This window comes from Erwinia sp. 1181_3, from assembly GCF_052824965.1.
The window spans coordinates 467,586-487,084 of sequence record NZ_VTDE01000002.1; the positions used below are offsets into that span (position 1 = coordinate 467,586).

Consider the following 19,499-nt stretch of genomic DNA (forward strand, 5'->3'; position numbering starts at 1 on the left):
ATAAAAATGGGCGAAGATATCGCCCATTTTTTTGTTTATCACTGACCGCTTTTATCAGGCGTTCAGTGCCTTGGTGATCTTCTCGAACAGATCGCCTGACAGCTTATCCAGCCCTTTCAACTGCTCCAGAGCCTGGCGCATCAGCGCCTGACGGCCTGCATCATAACGCTTGAGACGAATCAACGGCTCAATCATGCGTGCCGCGACCTGTGGGTTACGGGTATTCAGATCGCTAAGGATTTCGACCAGGAACTGATAACCGCTACCGTCTGCCGCATGGAATGCGGACGGATTCGCCGAAGCGAATGCACCAATCAACGAGCGGATACGGTTCGGATTACTCAGGGTAAACGAACGGTGGCTCAACAGTACTCGTACCTGTGCCAGCACATCCGCTGCCGGACTGGTCGCCTGCAGGGCAAACCACTTATCCATGACCAGACCATCCTGATGCCAGCGCTCATCGAAATCAGCGAACAGCGCCGTACGGCAAGGAAGCTGTGCGGCCATGGCAGCCGACAGAGCCGCCACGGTATCCGTCATGTTATTAGCATGGTGATACTGTGCGCTGACCAGCTTATCGGCTTGCGGCACATCCGCAAAGGCCAGGTAACTCAGGCAGACATTTTTCAACGACCGCTTGCCGATATCCGCGTGTTCAATGCGATACTCCGGGGTCTGGCTGGCGTAATACACCGCCAGCAGCTCATCTTCCAGCTCGGTTGCCAGCGTGCGAACCAGCGCCTCACGCACAACAGCATTTGCCTGCGGGTCAATGATGTCGAACAGCTCGGCAATCTCATTCTCACCCGGCAGCGACAGTATCAACGCCATCAGGGCAGGATCGCTGGACTCAGAGAGCAACACCGCACGGAAGGCATCCGCAACGTGCAAGGGTAGCGACAGCGGTTGCCCCTGCTGCTGGCGGGCCACGTTAATTTTGATGTAGTTCGCCATCAGACTTTGTGCCGCATCCCAGCGGGCAAAATCATTGCGTGCGTGCTGCATCAGGAAGGTTAACTGCGCATCGCTCCAGTTGTAGTCCAGTTTCACCGGCGCAGAGAATTCACGCAGCAGGGAAGGCACAGGCTGGAAGTAAACCTTATCAAAGACGAAGGTCTGGAAAGACTCGGTGACATTGAGTACATGATGCACCGGATGGCCATTGTGCTGTAACGGAATGACCTGCCCCTCCCCATCGTACAGCTCAATATCCAGCGGGATATGCAGCGGCAGCTTCTCTTTCTGATCGGCGGTTGGCGGCGTCATCTGTGTCACGTGCAACGTGTACTGTTCCAGCTCAGGATTGTAGTCATCACGGATGGACAACACGGGCGTACCCGACTGGCTGTACCAGCGGCGGAACTGTGACAGGTCAACATTGGAAGCATCCTCCATCGCTTGAACAAAGTCATCACAGGTCGCTGCACTGCCATCATGCCGCTCGAAGTAGAGCTGCATGCCTTTCTGGAAGTTTTCTTCGCCAAGCAAGGTGTGCAACATGCGGATCACTTCAGACCCCTTCTCATACACCGTCAGGGTGTAGAAGTTGTTCATCTCGATCACCTGCTCAGGGCGGATCGGGTGCGCCATCGGGCTGGCATCTTCAGCAAACTGTGAACCGCGCATCACACGCACGTTATCAATGCGGTTGACCGCACGCGAACCGAGGTCAGAACTGAACTCCTGATCGCGGAACACCGTCAGTCCCTCTTTCAAACTGAGCTGGAACCAGTCGCGGCAGGTGACGCGGTTACCGGTCCAGTTGTGGAAGTATTCATGACCGATAACCGCCTCAATCCCGAGATAGTCTTTATCGGTGGCGGTTTCCGCTTTGGCCAGCACGTATTTGGAGTTAAAGACATTCAGCCCTTTATTCTCCATCGCCCCCATATTGAAGAAGTCGACGGCGACAATCATAAAGATATCGAGATCGTACTCCAGGCCGAAACGCTCTTCATCCCACTTCATACTGTTTTTCAGCGAGGTCATCGCCCAGTCAGCACGGTCAAGGTTGCCCCGATCAACGAAGATTTCCAACGCGACATCACGGCCGGAACGGGTGGTGAAGCTGTCGCGCAGCACGTCGAAATCACCGGCCACCACGGCAAACAGGTAACAAGGTTTCGGGAATGGATCCTGCCACTTAACCCAGTGGCGGCCATCTTCCATATGCCCGGCATCAACGCGATTACCATTTGAAAGCAGGAAGGGATAGTGCTTCTGCTCTGCAATAATGGTGGTGGTAAAACGCGCCAGCACGTCGGGACGGTCGAGATACCAGGTAATATGGCGGAAACCTTCCGCTTCACACTGGGTACATAGTGCTTCGCCTGATTTGTACAGACCTTCAAGCGCGGTGTTTTTATCCGGATGAATGTCATTGACGATTTTTAACGTGAAGGACTCAGGCAGCTGTTGTAACACCAGTGCCCCTTCTTCCTGCCGATAGTGCGGCCAGGGCTGATCGTCGACATGTAACGAGATCAGCGTCAGGTCTTCGCCGTCAAGGCGCAGTTCGGCGCCACTGGCTCCCAACCGTTTAATCTGGCTGACGGCGGTGACCTGGGTGGTACTGGCATCAAGATTAAACGTCAAATCGATGTCGTTAATAGTGTAGTCAGGCGCACGATAATCATGGCGATTTTTGGCTTGTGGCAGTTGCGTCATAAGTCCTTCTCACGTCGATAATTAGTTAACCTTTTCAAGTCTATTCCTGTTATCACCAGGTTGCCACGTTGAATCACTGCCAATTGCGGCCTTTGCCATAAAAGAAGACATTTCATTAACAATCGCACGTATTTACCTCGACCTCTCAGCCTGAATTGTGCTGTGATTGGGTTCACTAAATATCTATTCGGGTTATACTCCTGCGACTTTTTCTTCATTTGAACCAGGGATAACGCTCTTCGCCAGAGGATGCTGAAACGCACCATGACACGACACGCTTCCCCGATTTTGACTACGCTGTTCGATACCGATGCCTACAAACTCCATATGCAGCAGGCGGTATTCCATCGTTATTACGATGTGACTGTGGCCGCCGAGTTTCGCTGCCGGGGTGACGACATGCTGGGTATTTATGTTGATGAAATACAGCAACAAATCGAAACCATGTCCGCATTAACGCTGACCGAAGATGAATTCACTTATCTCTCTGGCCTGCCTTTTTTCACCCCGGATTACCTCAACTGGCTGCGCAGTTACCGCTATGACCCCGCTCAGGTTCGCGTGCGCAATCACCAGGGAAAACTGGATATCCGCATCAGTGGGCCGTGGCGTGAAGTGATCATGTGGGAAGTGCCGCTGCTGGCGCTGATCAGCGAAGTGGTGCATCGCCATCGTTCACCGCAGGTCACGCCGGAAATGGCTGTGAGTCAGTTGAAGAGTAAACTGGCACAGTTTAAAGCGCTGACCGCCGATCTCGATATGTCGCGTTTTCGTTTGATGGATTTCGGCACGCGTCGCCGTTTCTCACACGATGTTCAGCTGGCGATCGTCAGTACGCTGAAACAGGATTTCCCGTGGCTGGTTGGCTCCAGTAATTACGAGATGGCACGTCAGCTGGATATCATGCCGGTGGGCACCCAGGCACACGAGTGGTTCCAGGCCCACCAGCAGCTTAGCCCGGTGCTGGCTAACTGCCAGCGCGCCGCACTGCAATCCTGGCTTGAAGAGTACCCGGACCAGTTAGGTATTGCCCTGACAGACTGTATTACTATGGATGCCTTCCTGCGTGATTTCGGCCTTGAGTTTGCCAGCGCTTATCAAGGACTGCGCCACGACTCTGGCGATCCGCTGGAATGGGGTGAAAAAGCCATCGCACATTATCAACAGCTGGGTATCGACCCGCTAAGTAAAACGCTGGTATTTTCTGATAACCTCGATCTGGAAAAAGCGGTGGAGCTTTACCGCCATTTCGGTCAGCGTATTAATGTTATTTTCGGCATTGGTACCCGCCTGACCTGCGATATTCCTCAGGTTAAACCGCTTAATATCGTGATTAAGCTGGTGGAGTGTAACGGCAAACCCGTTGCTAAACTGTCGGACAGTCCGGGTAAAACCATTTGCCAGGATAAAGCCTTTGTTCGCGCCCTGCGCAAAGCCTTCGACCTGCCGCTGGTCAAAAAAGCCAGCTAGCATCACTGGCCGACCGAAACAGAAGGTCGGCCACTCCGCTTTATGCCTGTCTTAATTTATAGGAATACCTCAGGGGTCGGCACACGTGTCGGCCCCTGATTCCCTCTTATTCTAAAGAAATCTGCCTTTATTGCCGGAATTTCGCTTGTTTATCATCGCCCGGCAAGTAACATAGCAAGACCCTAAATTCGGGGTAATTCATTCAGATTAATAGTGAGAGACTTATATGAGCGTTGTGCCTGTAGCGGATGTACTGCACGGCCGGGTCGCGGTTGACAGCGAAGTCACCGTACGTGGTTGGGTGCGTACACGAAGAGATTCAAAAGCCGGTATTTCCTTTATCGCCGTTTATGACGGTTCCTGCTTTAATCCCGTTCAGGCTGTCGTTAATAATTCTCTGAATAATTATCAGGAAGAAGTATTGCGCCTGACTACCGGCTGTTCGGTGGTTATTACCGGCAAAGTGGTTGAATCTCCGGGTGAAGGTCAGAGTTTTGAAATTCAGGCCACCCACGTGGAAGTCATCGGCTGGGTTGATGACCCGGATACTTACCCAATGGCCGCTAAGCGCCACAGCATTGAATATCTGCGTGAAGTGGCCCACTTGCGCCCGCGTACCAATCTGATTGGCGCCGTCGCCCGTGTGCGCCATACGCTGGCACAGGCACTGCACCGTTTCTTCGATGAGCAGGGCTTCTTCTGGGTGTCCACGCCGCTGATTACCGCGTCCGATACCGAAGGCGCGGGCGAAATGTTCCGTGTATCGACGCTCGATCTGGAAAATCTGCCGCGCACGCCGGAAGGTAAAGTTAATTACGACGAAGATTTCTTCGGCAAAGAAGCGTTTCTGACCGTATCAGGTCAGCTTAATGGCGAGACCTATGCCAGCGCGATTTCCAAAATCTACACCTTTGGCCCAACCTTCCGTGCGGAAAACTCCCACACCAGCCGTCACCTGGCGGAATTCTGGATGCTGGAGCCGGAAATGGCCTTCGCCAACCTGGAAGATAACGCTGCCCTGGCAGAAGCCATGCTGAAGTACGCGTTTAAAGCGGTACTTGAAGAGCGCGCTGATGATATGGCCTTCTTCGCCGAGCGCGTAGACAAAGATGCCATTTCGCGCCTCGAGCGTTTTGTGACTACCGATTTCGCGCAGGTGGATTACACCGAAGCTGTCGAGATCCTGCTGGCGTCAGGTCAGACGTTTGAAAACGCCGTCTCCTGGGGTATTGATCTCTCCTCTGAGCACGAACGTTATCTGGCAGAGAAACACTTTAAAGCACCGGTGGTGGTGAAGAACTACCCGAAAGATATCAAAGCTTTCTATATGCGTTTGAACGACGATGGCAAAACCGTTGCCGCGATGGATGTTCTGGCACCAGGAATTGGTGAAATCATTGGTGGTTCTCAGCGTGAAGAGCGTCTGGATGTGCTGGATGCGCGTCTGGCCGAAATGGGCCTGAATAAAGAAGATTACTGGTGGTACCGCGACCTGCGTCGTTACGGTACGGTCCCACATTCAGGTTTCGGATTAGGTTTCGAACGATTAATCGCCTATGTCACCGGTGTACAAAATGTAAGGGATGTTATCGCCTTCCCACGTACCCCACGCAACGCGACGTTCTGATTTCTGCATTAAATATAAGAAATTCATATATATACTAAGGTCAGCCTCGCTGGCCTTTTTTTATTTTTGTAAATTTAGAGTTGGTTCACAAAGTTCCGTAAATTTTACATTTTGTAATACATATTTTCTCTTTGTTACCAGAATAAGAGATTAGTAGCATTTTCGGGCTAGATTAACCAGGCTGCGAATGGAAAGATGCGTGCAGACACAGGAAGACACCAAACTCTCATCTTGGTTCTGTAAAGAATTATTGACGGCAGTGGCAGGTGTCCAAATAACTCCAATGAGGGTAATAACAAAATGATGAAGCGCAACATTCTTGCAGTAGTGATCCCAGCACTGTTGGCTGCTGGTGCCGCTAACGCAGCAGAAATCTATAACAAAGATGGCAACAAACTGGACCTGTACGGTAAAGTTGATGCGCGTCACACTTTCACTAACAGCAACGGTGCTGACGGTGATGCATCTTATGTTCGTTTCGGTTTCAAAGGTGAAACTCAGATTAACGACCAGCTGACCGGTTACGGCCAGTGGGAATACAACATCCAGGCTAACGTTGCAGAAAACCAGGGCACCGAAGGCTCTAAAACTCGCGTTGGCTTCGCCGGTCTGAAATTCGGTGAGTTCGGTTCATTCGACTACGGCCGTAACTACGGTGTAGGCTACGATCCACTGGCATGGACCGACGTGCTGCCAGTATTCGGTGGCGACACCGGTATCTCTGACAACTTCATGGTTGGTCGTTCTAACGGTCTGGCAACTTACCGTAACAGTAACTTCTTCGGTCTGGTTGACGGTCTGGACTTCGCTCTGCAATACCAGGGCAAAAATGAAGACAGCGCTGACGGCCGTGATGCCGGTGACGCGAATGGTGACGGCTGGGGTTCTTCTGTAACCTACACCTCTCCAGTGGGCGTAGCAGTAACTGCAGCTTACACCAAGTCTGACCGTACCAATGGCCAGCAGGCTGCATTCTTCGGCAATGGCAGCAAGTCAGCTGAAGCATGGTCTACTGCGGTTAAATATGACGCGAACAACGTTTACCTCGCAGCCATGTACGGTGAAACCCGTAACTCTACCTGGGTCACCGCCAAAGTGAATGGCGTTACTGTAGCTGACGGTGCAGTGAATAAAGAGCAGAAATTCGAAGCTGTGGCACAGTACCAGTTTGATTTCGGCCTGCGTCCATCCCTGGCATACGTACAGGATAAAGCGAAAGATATCGAAGGTGGTGTCGGCGACGTAGACCTGTACAAATATATTTCTGTAGGCTCTTACTACTACTTCAACAAAAACATGTCCACCTATGTTGATTACAAAATCAACTTGGTTGACGCAACTGATGAAACCCGCCTTCTGGGTGTGAACACTGACAACACCGTTGGTGTTGGCCTGGTGTACCAGTTCTAATTGCCATTTAATCGCGACTCCGGTCGCGATTAAAAGTGCATCAAAAAGGGGCTTCGGCCCCTTTTTTGTTTTTCTCCCTTCCCCACTCGCTTTCTGCTGTTTTTTTGATGCAAACGGTTGGTAATTTGCCACTTGTGGCGGTAACCTGAGTCCTCACTTCGCTTTAGACTAAGCTAACGGACTTCGACTATGTTTGAACGTATTGCAGCTGCACCCGCCGACCCTATTCTTGGTTTAGCCGATCTGTTCCGCGCTGATGACCGCACAAATAAGATCAACCTCGGTATTGGCGTGTATAAAGATGAAACCGGCAAAACGCCGGTACTGACCAGCGTGAAAAAAGCTGAACAGTATCTGCTGGAAAACGAAACCACCAAAAACTATCTCAGCATTGATGGTATCGCCGATTTTGGCCGCTGCACCCAGGAGCTGTTGTTCGGAGCAGACAGCGCCCTTATCAGCAACCATCGTGCACGTACCGCACAGACCCCTGGCGGCACTGGCGCACTGCGCGTTGCAGCCGATTTCATCGCCACTCAGACCAGCGCTAAGCGTATCTGGGTGAGCAACCCAAGCTGGCCAAACCACAAAAATGTCTTTGCTGCTGCCGGCCTGGAAGTGTGTGAATACAACTACTACGATGCTGCACAGCATGCGCTGGACTTTGACGGCTTGCTAAACAGCCTGAGCGTCGCACAGGCGGGTGATATCGTGCTGTTCCATGGCTGCTGCCACAACCCAACCGGCATTGACCCAACGGCCGCTCAGTGGGCCCAGCTGGCTGAACTGTCACTGGCGAAAGGCTGGTTGCCACTGTTCGACTTTGCCTATCAGGGCTTTGCCCGTGGTCTGGAAGAAGATGCCGAAGGCCTGCGTGCGTTTGCTGCCAGCCATCAGGAACTGATTGTATGCAGCTCGTACTCTAAAAACTTCGGCCTCTACAATGAGCGCGTCGGTGCTTTCACGCTGGTCGCTGCTGATGCAGCCATCGTGGATACGGCCTTCAGTCAGGTGAAAGCCACCATTCGTGCCAACTACTCCAACCCACCCGCACACGGTGCAGCCGTCGTCGCCACCATTCTCGGCAACAGCGCGCTACGTGCCTTGTGGGAGCAGGAGCTGACCAGCATGCGCGAGCGTATTCAGCGTATGCGTCAGCTGTTTGTGAATACCCTGCAAGAGAAAGGCGCGAAAGGCGATTTCAGCTTTATCATCGATCAGAATGGGATGTTTTCATTCAGCGGCCTGACGAAAGATCAGGTTGTGCGCCTGCGAGATGAGTTTGGCGTCTACGCGGTAAATTCAGGCCGTGTGAACGTGGCGGGGATGACACCTGACAATATGTCTCCACTGTGTGAAGCCATCGTCGCGGTTTTGTAATTTAGCCGGTGGGTCTTTCGTTGCCCCACCGCTGAGCTTTATCGCGATCAAAAAAGCCTGCTTAAGCAGGCTTTTTTATGGCACCAATGCCGAGATGCGTTTATTGCAGGAACGGGTTACTGATTCGTTCACGCCCCAGCGTCGATATCGGTCCGTGGCCTGGAATGAAGGTGACGTCATCCCCCAGTGGCAACAGTTTGTTATGAATAGAGGCTATCAGGTCGCTGTGGCTGCCCTGGGGGAAATCAGATCGTCCTACCCCGCCACTGAAAATCACATCGCCAGAGACCAGCAGGCGCCCTGCACGGTCAAAGAAGACAATGTGTCCCGGCGTATGCCCCGGGCAAAGCAGCACTTCCAGAGAGGTCTGCCCTACCTGCACAGTCTCACCCTCTTCCAGCCAGCGATCGGGGACCAGGGGAGGACATTCGGCAAAACCAAACATCTGGCTTTGTGTCGGCAGGCTATCGAGCCAGAATTTATCGGCTTTATGTGGCCCTACAATCGGTAGAGAATAATGTGCGGCCAGTTCAGCAGCGGCACCGACATGGTCAAGGTGACCGTGCGTCAGCAGTATTTGGGTCAGGTTAACACCCAGGGCAGCCACTTCACGTTTAATTGTCTCTGCGTCGCCACCCGGATCCACCAGCGCAGCTTCATTTGATTCCGTACACCAGATCACCGAACAATTCTGCGAGAACGCAGTGACCGGGATAATATGATAGTCCATAACTCTCCGTTACCGGTCACCACAGGGTGCCGGAATTTCGTTTTACCAGTTCCGAACCGGCCCGGTATCAATATGCACAAAGTTACTACTTGGGTAGTATCCTACACCACCCGCCCGCAGCGAAAGTGCGGCTTTGCGTATATTGCTTAACGAAATTCCTTCAATGTGGAAATCCATCGCCTGCCCCAGCGTGTGGTAGCTATGTTTCGCTACACCACGGGTATGCGACCGTAATGAGTTATTGGTGCCGAGAGAACGGTAGCCAGAGATTAGCTGTACCGGTTTACGACTATCGAGCAGCGATTGCAGACGGAAGAGTTGGTCAAAAAGATGGGGATCGATGCTTTTACTTTTATTGGCCCGGTAGTCACGGAAGAAATGATTCAGTCGTGCCAGTTCATCCTTGTCATAGCTTTTACCGTTAAAAAATTCCGTTTTAAGGTTTTCGCCGGTATTGAGATTATTAAGCGTTAATACACGCGGGCGGGAAGTTGAAAGCGAGGCGAAGGCCTGCCCGGGGAGCAATGCCACACCGAGCGCCGCGCCGCCTAACGTCAGCCACTTACGGCGATGAGAGTCGAATTTATCCATGAATCAGTATTACCCAGCTAAAGAATTCGGAACAGTGCACTAATTACACCGTTTTGAACCTTACCGGGGGAGAATACCTACGTCAACCCAACAAAAGTAAAACCGGCGCAAAGATTGGCATCACACCCTTTACACCGGCTTTTTAGCATAACTATTCCCTGCACGGGAACTGCTGATTAATCAATCATTAGAGCAATAATTGACCAGCCTGCGTTAGCACCTGCGCACCAGAACGTGCCGTATTGTCATAATTGTAAATATCTGTACGAAATTGCGGCTGGCCATCATCTGCCACCCAGGCGGTCAGATAATAGAGGTTAACCGGGATACGATGACGGATGGACACATAGCGTGTATCCCCCTCTTTCAAGGTGCTGGAAATCCGCGTGTCGTTCCAGCCCACATCCTGCAGCAACAAATTAGCCAGATCGGATGCCCGGTTCACACGTACACAGCCAGAACTGAGAGCACGAATATCTTTCTGGAAAAGACCGTGATTTGGTGTGTCGTGCAGGTAGATCGCATCCGAACTCGGCATGTTGAATTTATAGCGCCCCAGTGAATTCGTCGGGCCCGGTGCCTGACGAATGCGGTACGGGAATGAAGCGGCAGAAACCATGCTCCAGTCAATCATCGAAGGATCAACCACCTGAGCATCACTGCTCCAACCCGACAGTAACGTATAATTGTGCTTATACAGGTACATCGGGTCCTGTTTGACCTTCGGCACAATATCCTTGCGCACTAAGGTGGTGGGCACATTCCACGGCGGGTTGAGGACAACGTTATTCAGCGCGCTGCGCATCAACGGCGTTTTACGGTCAGGGCGGCCGACAATCACTCGGGAAGAGAGAATTTCATTACCGTTGACATAGTAGGCCAGTGAGTAATTAGGAATGTTCACCATAATGCCGTTATGCATATCATCCGGCAGCAGTCGCAGACGCTGGATATTCAATGCCAGCAGCGATGCACGACGTTGTGGGGAAACATTTAACCATTCGCGGGTGCGAGCACCTATCGCACCATCGGCCTCTAACCCCTGCCAGGTCTGGAAGCGTTTCAGTGCGGCGACCAGGTCCGGAGTATAAACATTATCAGCATTGATAGGTGCGGCAGTTCCCTGCACATTACCGACATTCTGAGGAACGGCAGTCTGAGGATTATTTTCTGACGGCATTGCAGACGGGCTGACCACGACATTGTTATCAACGTTCGCCTGCACAGGGGCATCAGGCTGGGCATTATCATCATCATGCACCAACGGCGCATCAATAGGGCCCACCACTTCTTCCGTGGGTTTTGGTGGCTCGCTGTCTGCCGACATCATGCCGGTACGTTTAAGAATATCGCGCAGCACAGGCACATCATTGCTGATCTGGCCAGGACGCAGGGTCTGCTTATCAACCAGTTGTGGCCAGGGACGGTTTTCTGCCAGCAGCGTTTTTAATGCCTGATGCATACGCACATACTGCGGATGCTGCGGGGCCAGTGAGAGAACAAAACCATTGAGACGATTCTGAACTACCGCGTTTTGCCACAGATTAATCACCGCGACAGACGGGGCCTCCATCTTATAAGGTACATTGCTGTACAGCCAGGTTTCCCCTTTGCTGGGAACGCCAGAAGTAAACTGCAGATAACCCAACATGGCATCAGACAACACCACATCACGTGCCATGCCAGTAATATTCGGATCCGTCAGCTGTTTTACCCAGTGGGAGAACTGCGGCTGAACACCGGAAATCGCGACCTCAGCCAGCTGTTGCTGGAACTGTTTTACCGCCTGCTCATCCTGCCACATTGGCTGCATGCCACGACTGGCATACAACGGTGCAAGGTTTTTCAGATAGAACGGCGCCATCCCCTGAGAGAACAAGCCGCTGATATGCGATGCACTCTGCGAGACGCTGATACTTTGCACAATCGGAGCAGAGACGGGTGGAATTCCCGCCACAGAAGAAGACACCGGCACCAGCCAGCACAAAAGACTACAACCCAGTGCAACAACCTGGGTGGAAAACGATTTCTGCAGCAACATCCCTTGCTCCCTGTTAAGACTGCCGGATGAGTAACCCGCAGCAATTAGTCGTTGTTATAAGTATAGAAACAGAAAACGGCATTTGCCTCTTACGTTGCAAATGCCGTTATGCAGAGTAATCTGGACACAGAAATTTTACCACTGCGTACCATTATTTTTTACAGGATTTCGTGAATCAGGCTCCTGCCTCAACATCTTTTGCCGTTATCGTCGGTTCTGCAGCAAATCCACGCAGCCCAACAACGTGAACATGTTCAGTATTATTGAAGACCTTACGAACCAGTTTGTAAGTGGTGCCTTTTTCAGGGCTGATATTTTCCGGTGCCGCGATAATCAGCTGCATCTCCAGTCGGTCACACAGCTCGAATAAGGTGGCAATGGATTTTGCATCCAGACGCGCGGCCTCATCAAGGAACAGCAGACGGCAAGGGGAGATATCTTTCCCGCGCAGACGGCGTGACTCTTCCTCCCAGCTTTGTACCACCATCACCAGAATCGACATACCGGTACCAATCGCTTCCCCTGTCGATAACGCCCCACTTTCTGCACGCAACCAGCCGTCAGAGCCACGGTTAACTTCCACTTCCATCTCAAGATAGTTGCGGTAATCCAGCAGCTCCTCACCAATGGTCTGCGGTGTACGCTGGCCCATATCGATTTGTGGGTTCAGGCGCTGGTAGAGTTTTGCCAGTGCTTCGGAGAAGGTCAGACGATTGCTCTTAAACAGATCCTGATGCTGTTCATGCTGCTCAGACAGCACATCAAGCAGCGTAGAGTGAGCTTCCCGCACGTTAACGTTGAGACGCACACTCTTCACCTGCCCGAAACTCACGGCCTGCAAGCCCTGGTTCAACTGACGAATACGATTCTGTTCGCGCTGAATCGTTTTGCGAATAATGTTCGACACGCTGCGCGAGCTGATGGCCAGCATCTGCTCACGGGCAGTCAGCTCTTCCGTCAGGCGATTCAGCTCAATTTCCATCTGCTCAATGGCTTCGACCGGATCATCGGTGCGAATGATATCCTGACGGATACGCTCACGCAGATGCTGATAAACCGCAATGAAGAACTGAATTTTACGCTCCGGCCGCTTCGGATCCTCCGACAGACGCAGCACGTCGCGCAGATGTTCGTTATCCGCTACCGCCAGACGCAGCGCACCTAACGCCTTATCCGACATGGAGCGCAGCTCGTCACCGCCGAGATACGCCAGCTCACGACGGTGCAGACGGCGCTCAACGCCATTGTCTTTCACCAGTCGCAGTACCGCAACCCAGCCCGCCTTCGCACTCACAACCTGCTCACGGCCTATCTGGTACTCGCGCTCCAGACGGCGTAGTTTTTTCTGCAACGCATCGATTTCGGCTTCACAGAAGGTCAGCTGTTTTTCCAGCTGATTACGACGCAGTCGGTTGTTGCTCAGGGCACTGTAGAGTTCGTCACGACGCAGCCGCGCCCGCTCTTCAGCGGAGGCATCCGCCTGCACGCCGATATCGAGCATCTCCTGCTGAAGCTCCTTCAACATGTCGCGTTTCGCGTCATAGGAGCTTTTCAGCGAGGCCAGAACCTGGGAGTATTGCGCTAACTGGGTTTGATGCTGACGTAGCTGCTCACGGGCGCGGGTACGTTCACCTTCCGCCTGTTCAAGGCGCTGGCGCAGCTTCTCATTGAGGTCGCTGGTGCCGTTGAGCATACCTGCAGAATCAATGTAGCCAAAGTGCGCACGACGCTGAACCACTTCGGTCAGGGCAAAGGCTTGCTGACGCGCATCGCGCTGCTGCTGCTGCGCCTGCTGGTAGTCCAGTTTTAACTGGTCATGCTGCTCAGGATCGCTCTGCAGGACAGAGAGAATGGGTTCCAGCTTCGTCAGTTGAGCACCGTGCTGCTGCACAAAGCGCGCGGCTTCCTGCGCTTCATCCAGCTTTTCCTGAATCTCTTCATGACGATCCTGTAACGTATCATCCAGCAGCAGGCTGACGCGAGGCAACAGACGGTTAAGCTGGGCAACGCCCTCTTTCGCCTGTTCGAACTGCTGGCGCTGCTGCTGGTTTTCGCTTTCATGATTCGTCAGCGCACGCTCCACCTCGTTACGGCGGGTATTGAGCAGGCGCATTTCTGCTTCAGGGTCGGACTCAAACGCTACGCCAAGGTGGCTGCCGATAAAGCGGCTAAAGGACTGATGCAGACGCTGGTTTTTCTGAACATCAAATGACAGCGTAGCGTAACGTTCGGCCAGCGCCTCGCGCTCAGCGTGCAGCACATCTAACTGGTTTTCACGCGCAGCACGACCAAACAGCGGTACTTTCGGGAAACGAGAATAGCGCCACTGGCGATCCCCCGCTTTCACCACGACGGCTTTTTCCAGCTCTTCGACATTAAATACGCTGTCATCAAACGACTGCGGATCCCCTTCGATCAGGTAGAGATCTTCCGGGCAATCGTCCAGACCGTCGAGCTGATCGCGGATCAGTGACAGGTCAGGCACCACAATGGCATGACGAGCCGGGCCATACAATGCTGAGAAGTACGGCGCATCATCAATGGTGACATCATCATAAATTTCTGACAGCAGCACGCCACCAAAACGTTCGGCGAGGTTGTTCAGGCGAGCGTCTTCTGCCCCGCCCGGCTGGCTGAGACGCTCAATCTGCTTCTCAATGTCGCGCTTACGGGCTGAGACTTCATCACGTTCTACCGTGGTTTCACGCTCACGCTCCAGCAGTTGCTGCATAAACTCGGTGACCTGCTGGCTGTTTTCCAGCGCCTGGCCCGTTTGTTCACTCAACTGCGAGAGGATTTCCTGCGCGGCCAGCCACTGCGGCGCTTGTTTAGTCAAACGCGCAATGCGTTCACGGAGCTGCTCCAGCTCCTGGCGCAGTGCCATACGGCGCTCACCGGCGTCCGCCACGCTTTCGCTTAACAGCTCAATCTGTGCTTCCAGTTCAGCCTGTAAGGACTCCAGCTCACTGGCATCATGCTGACCGTGTCGCTTGCAGAAGTCACTCAGCAGGCGTTCGGCATCCTGCTGTTCACGTACACGCTGTGCCAGTTCACTCAGGCGGCTGCGCAGCGGCTGTAGTTGTTCGGCATGATACCGCTGGTTGCTGGCATCACGGAGCAGATCGCGCCCCACCTGCCAGGCTTCGCTACGGCTAACCGGGCCAGCAATTTTACTGACCAGTTCAAACGCCTGCTCAAACTGGCTGTGTGCGGCCTGCGCCACACTCATTTTTTGTTCCAGCATCAGCAGTTTGTCGGTCGCTTCCTGCTCTTTCGCCTGGAAGGTTTCCTGCCATTCATCTGCGTTATCCACGCTGAGGTCGCGTATCTGGCAGATTTCCTGAGCACGCTGAAGTGCCTGCAACGCCTGCTGATACTGGATGGCGCGCGTCTGCTGCACATCCAGCGCCTGCTGGTAATCAGCCAGCTGATTTTTCAGCTCATCCACTTCCAGCTCAGCATTTTCGCTACGCGCTTCATTTTCTTCATGCACTTCACGCGCTTCAGCGACGACCTCATTCTGCTCTTCGAGGCGGAAGGTCAGCTCTTCGAGATCGGCATCGTAGCGGTCAATTTTTTCCTGCTGACGCAGTGCCGTCTGAACCAGATTGAGATGGTCGCTGGCACCCTGATAATCTGTTTCCAGATCGCTTTCAGCGGCATTGTGCTCACTCAGTTCCCGCGCCATCTCAATATGACGATATTGCTCAGCGGATAACTGTTTACGACTGGTGAAAAGATCATTACGCACCTGCATCGCACCATCCAGATGGATACGGCGCTCGTTGGCATGACGCATATAGTCTGCCGCCACGTAGCTGGTCGCTTCTGAGATCAGATGCTTAAAGAGATCGCGATCAGACTGGGTCACGCGAATCGCTTCCAGCGTCATGCGGTTTTCACGCAGCGCGGCTTCCATGTCCTGGAACGCTTTACGTACTCCGCTGTTTTCAGGCAGCAGGTAATCTCGCAGGGAACGCGTGATCGCACTGGAAATCCCCCCGTACAGCGAGGCTTCAATCAGGCGGTAATACTTGCTACGGTCAGCGGCAGAGCGTAAACGACGCGCCACAATACCGAGGTCAAACATCACAGAATGGTAATCCGTAATGGAGTTGTACTGTTTAAACTGCACACTCTCCATCGCTTCAAACCGCTCTTTCAGTTCACTGATTGGCACCACACGCGCCTGACGGGCATTCACCGTCTCAGTCAGAATTTCGGTCGGGTTAATGGAGGTCGGCAGGCCATGAATGCTAAAAGGTTTGATATCCACTTTACGGTCACGGCCGGCAACCTGTTGCAGTCGGACCCCAACAAGCACGCGCTGATGCAGCGAGTTCACCACATCGAGCACAGCGTAACAAACGCCTGGGCGCAGTTTGCCGTGCAGGCCTTTATCACGGGAACCTGAGGTTGCCCCGGCTTCAGTAGTGTTACGGAAATGCAGCAGTGTCAGGTCGGGGATGAGCGCAGTAACAAATGCCGCCATCGTGGTCGACTTACCTGCACCGTTCCCACCTGACAGCGTTGTCACCAATTCGTCGAGGTCAAAAGTACGGGCAAAAAAACCGTTCCAGTTAATCAGCGTCAGCGAGCGAAACTTTCCACGTTCAATCATTTATTCTTCCTCCGCGCTGTCCGGCACACTGTTTTCAGTGTCACTTTCACCGTCTTCGCTTTCATCATTCAGCGCCAGGCCACCGTCAAGCTGCATCGCCTCACCGTCGCGGATCATCCGCAGCTGCGCTTCACGCGCATCGTCACCGCTGCGCACATCGGCGCCAAAGCGGAAGACGGATTCGGTGATACGGAATTTACTGCTGTCATTACCCATAAACCACACCATTCCCAGGCGACGCAGGCGATTAAGCGACGCGCGCATTTTCTCCTGAAGTTTCTGGCGGTCAAGGTCTGAGCCGGTAGAACGCTGGTTAACCAGCTTCAGCAATTTGCTTTCATCGGCCAGCGACATCAACTCGTCGTGCAGTTCTTGCTGGGTAAAGATCCCTTCATTGGCCAGACGTTCCGGGCTGAGGTAGAGATAACATAAGATTTTACCCACCATCATATCCAGCTCGGACAACACTGAACGCGGGATCAGCGTGGTGGAACGTGGCCGCAGGTAGAAAAAACCTTCCGGCGCACGGATCAGCTCAACGTTGTAACGGGCATAGAACTCTTCCAGAAATTCCTGGTAGTCCATCAGAAAGGCGTGTTGATCTAACTCTTCAATACCAATATGGCGCCCTGCGCGTAACTGGCTGTCCAGTGCCGGGAAAATCGGGTTGGCCAGTGCCTGCGCCAGTTTAACTGGCATCACTTGTTCAATATTTGTCGATGACATGTGCCTGCACCTTGGCTCCGTAATCATTAATCGCCTGCCATTTTGCAGCCAGGCCAGAGAAATCTGCTTCGGCCACGCCTAAGCGTACAGCCTGATCGACGACAATACGCGCCACGTCAAAGTGACGTACACGCGGGTATTGTGTCAGGTAATCACGAATCACCGCCCCAAGATCCAGCGGCTTTTGCTGTGTCCTGTAGATGGCCAGTGCTTCTTCAATCATCGCCGCCAGCTGTTCACGGATAGCATTGAACTCTTCGTATTCCAGTTCAGAAGGCAGTTCGCCCGTCACTTCCTCACTGCGCAGCGTCAGTTCTTCATCACGCATATCGTACAGGCGGTCAGCATTGGCATAGGTCAGCGCCCAGGGCTGATCGAAGTAATTCTGTACCGACTGACGTAAACGCTGGGCAAAGACGCGGTTCTTATCCATATCAATCGCGGTACGGATAAATTTATGCACGTGGCGGTCATAGCCGATCCACAGGTCAATCGCCTGCTGGCCCCAGCTGATAATGCGGTCGAGCTTGTTTTGCAGGTCATACACCAGCTTGTCGACGAAGCCGAGATCGGGGCTATTCATCGTGGCATCCTGGATGCGCAACAGATTGGCCTGTAGCTTATCGCCCGCAGCCTCCAGGGTATCCTGAAGTTCACGCAGCGTACCGGACGTTTCGTTCAGCAACAGTTCACAGCTGGATATCGCCGCACGCCAGTCTTTGTTGAGTAACTGAGCAATATCATCTTTAACGCCCTGTTGTTGTTCATCCATGATGCGCTGGGTGATATCAATGCTGTCGAAGATCTCTGCCACCGAATATTTCAACGGAGCGAACACGTTGCGGTGCCAGTGAAACTCGTCGCCATCTTCATCAGCAGCATCGGCGGCACGTTTTAGCTCACCCGCTACGATCGACAACTGCAAAGAGAGACGCAGGGTGGAGAATTCACGCTGGCGAATATAATAGTCGGTAATGCCGATGCCCAACGGCGTCAGACGATAGATCGCATTACCTTCTGCATGTTCGCTGGTAAAACGATTGAGCAAGCGCTGGCGCACCATATCGTTAATGGCATTGTTGGCACGTACCACGACAGTTTCGCTGGTCTGTTCGAAGCCTTCACTGACATGGCGGAAGGCATCAATCAGTTCGCCTTCACTCATTTCGCCATCCATGCGCTCCCCATTAAGGGTGGCAATCGCCAGCAAAAAAGCCAGACGTTCGGTTGGCAATGAGACGGAAAAATCATTTTTTCGCGCCCAGGCTACCAGCTCCGGTACAGTCTGGGAAAATTCACTCATAGTTCGTCTGCCTTATGGGTTTCCGCGCTGTAACGTGGATATAACGCCCTAAACTTAAAAACGGCTCCTGGCGGCAGTATTGCTTTTCCAGGGCCAGAACCTCATCAAAACGATCGATCTGTTTGGTTTTATCACGCATGTAGTCGTGAAAAACGCGGATGCCGGTTTTGTGCTCAATCGTAAAGCCACACTCTTGTAGCCAGCCATACACCTGTTCAGGATCCCTTGGGTAGTCCGGAGACAAGGTTTTCTTTTTACGTTTGGCCAACCCCGTTTGTAAATAGCCGAAGTTGCCGAGCACCATCGTCTGCATCAGCAAACCATTGAGGTTATAGAACATGAGCGACAGGACACCACCAGGCTTCAGTGCATCATACAACGCCGCCAGCACCTGCTGAGGTTCCGCCACCCATTCCAGCACCGCGTGAAACAATACCAGATCAACCGGTTTATCCAAATGTTGACCGACCTGCTGAGCGCTAATTTGTTCGAATTGCATGTTACCGCTCACACCTTTTTCATCGGCGAGGCGGCGGGCACGGGACAACATCTCTTCGGAGACATCACAAAGCAGCACCTGATGACCCCGGGCTGCAATGCCACAGCCGGTTTGCCCTTCTCCGCCCCCTGCATCCAGCACCGATAAAGGACCGTCAGGGAACGATGTTAACAACGCATCAAGATCCTCCCAGAGAATGGCCTGGCGAATACGGCCTTTGGTGGTACCGTAAATATTCTGAGAAAATTTTTCTGCGATATCATCAAAGTTGCGATCCTGCATACAACGACTCCGGCATTCAGGGCTTTATTCTACGGGGTTACCCGGCTATTTCGAGCGGCGTTCAGACGTTACACTGTGCTCATTCACGTCATTCAGCGAAGTGAAGGGAATGCGTCAGCGCGTCTGTAGCTTGAAAGATGCGGGGTATT

Annotated in this window: 12 protein-coding genes; 4 read left to right on the forward strand and 8 right to left on the reverse strand. The window is 52.9% G+C overall.

Going from position 1 to position 19,499, the window contains the following annotated elements; translation table 11 throughout:
• Positions 1-54 precede the first annotated feature (54 nt).
• Entirely contained in the window at positions 55-2,670 is a 2,616-nt protein-coding gene (pepN, locus tag FY046_RS06585; RefSeq protein ID WP_446185891.1) for an aminopeptidase N, read from the reverse strand.
• A gap of 264 nt (positions 2,671-2,934) precedes the next feature.
• Here pepN and pncB point away from each other — a divergent pair, with 264 nt between their 5' ends.
• The 4 genes from pncB to FY046_RS06605 all read left to right on the forward strand — a co-directional run bounded on the left by pncB (position 2,935) and on the right by FY046_RS06605 (position 8,557).
• Positions 2,935-4,140: a nicotinate phosphoribosyltransferase gene (pncB, locus tag FY046_RS06590; protein WP_446185892.1), complete on the forward strand. Its 1,206-nt coding sequence runs from the start codon at positions 2,935-2,937 to the stop codon at positions 4,138-4,140.
• A gap of 226 nt (positions 4,141-4,366) precedes the next feature.
• A complete protein-coding gene (asnS, locus tag FY046_RS06595) occupies positions 4,367-5,767 on the forward strand; it encodes an asparagine--tRNA ligase (RefSeq protein ID WP_133841019.1) in 1,401 nt (466 codons plus the stop codon).
• 300 nt (positions 5,768-6,067) lie between these two features.
• Positions 6,068-7,177 carry a porin OmpC gene (gene ompC, locus FY046_RS06600; protein ID WP_320443519.1) on the forward strand — a complete coding sequence of 370 codons (1,110 nt, stop codon included), beginning with the start codon at positions 6,068-6,070 and terminating at the stop codon, positions 7,175-7,177.
• Between the two features lie 189 nt (positions 7,178-7,366).
• A complete protein-coding gene (locus FY046_RS06605; RefSeq protein WP_446185893.1) occupies positions 7,367-8,557 on the forward strand; it encodes an amino acid aminotransferase in 1,191 nt (396 codons plus the stop codon).
• A 100-nt stretch (positions 8,558-8,657) separates the two neighbouring features.
• Here the strand turns inward: FY046_RS06605 and FY046_RS06610 are convergent, their stop codons facing one another.
• The 7 genes from FY046_RS06610 to cmoM form a co-directional block, all read right to left on the reverse strand.
• Entirely contained in the window at positions 8,658-9,287 is a 630-nt protein-coding gene (locus tag FY046_RS06610) for an MBL fold metallo-hydrolase (protein WP_133841021.1), read from the reverse strand.
• A 42-nt stretch (positions 9,288-9,329) separates the two neighbouring features.
• Positions 9,330-9,878, reverse strand: coding sequence for a YcbK family protein (locus tag FY046_RS06615; RefSeq protein ID WP_133841022.1), 549 nt, complete (start codon positions 9,876-9,878; stop codon positions 9,330-9,332).
• Positions 9,879-10,065: 187 nt separating this feature from the next.
• Entirely contained in the window at positions 10,066-11,919 is a 1,854-nt protein-coding gene (gene ldtD, locus FY046_RS06620; protein WP_133841023.1) for a L,D-transpeptidase, read from the reverse strand.
• A 175-nt stretch (positions 11,920-12,094) separates the two neighbouring features.
• On the reverse strand, positions 12,095-16,540 hold the full coding sequence (mukB, locus tag FY046_RS06625; RefSeq protein ID WP_446185894.1) for a chromosome partition protein MukB: 4,446 nt from the start codon (positions 16,538-16,540) through the stop codon (positions 12,095-12,097).
• Positions 16,541-17,266 carry a chromosome partition protein MukE gene (mukE, locus tag FY046_RS06630; RefSeq protein WP_133841025.1) on the reverse strand — a complete coding sequence of 242 codons (726 nt, stop codon included), beginning with the start codon at positions 17,264-17,266 and terminating at the stop codon, positions 16,541-16,543.
• Positions 17,247-18,569 carry a chromosome partition protein MukF gene (mukF, locus tag FY046_RS06635; RefSeq protein WP_133841026.1) on the reverse strand — a complete coding sequence of 441 codons (1,323 nt, stop codon included), beginning with the start codon at positions 18,567-18,569 and terminating at the stop codon, positions 17,247-17,249. The genes mukE and mukF overlap by 20 nt, the downstream gene beginning before the upstream one ends.
• Positions 18,562-19,350, reverse strand: a complete 789-nt coding sequence (cmoM, locus tag FY046_RS06640; RefSeq protein WP_133841027.1) for a tRNA uridine 5-oxyacetic acid(34) methyltransferase CmoM — start codon at positions 19,348-19,350, stop codon at positions 18,562-18,564. The genes mukF and cmoM overlap by 8 nt, the downstream gene beginning before the upstream one ends.
• Between the last annotated feature and the right edge of the window lie 149 nt (positions 19,351-19,499).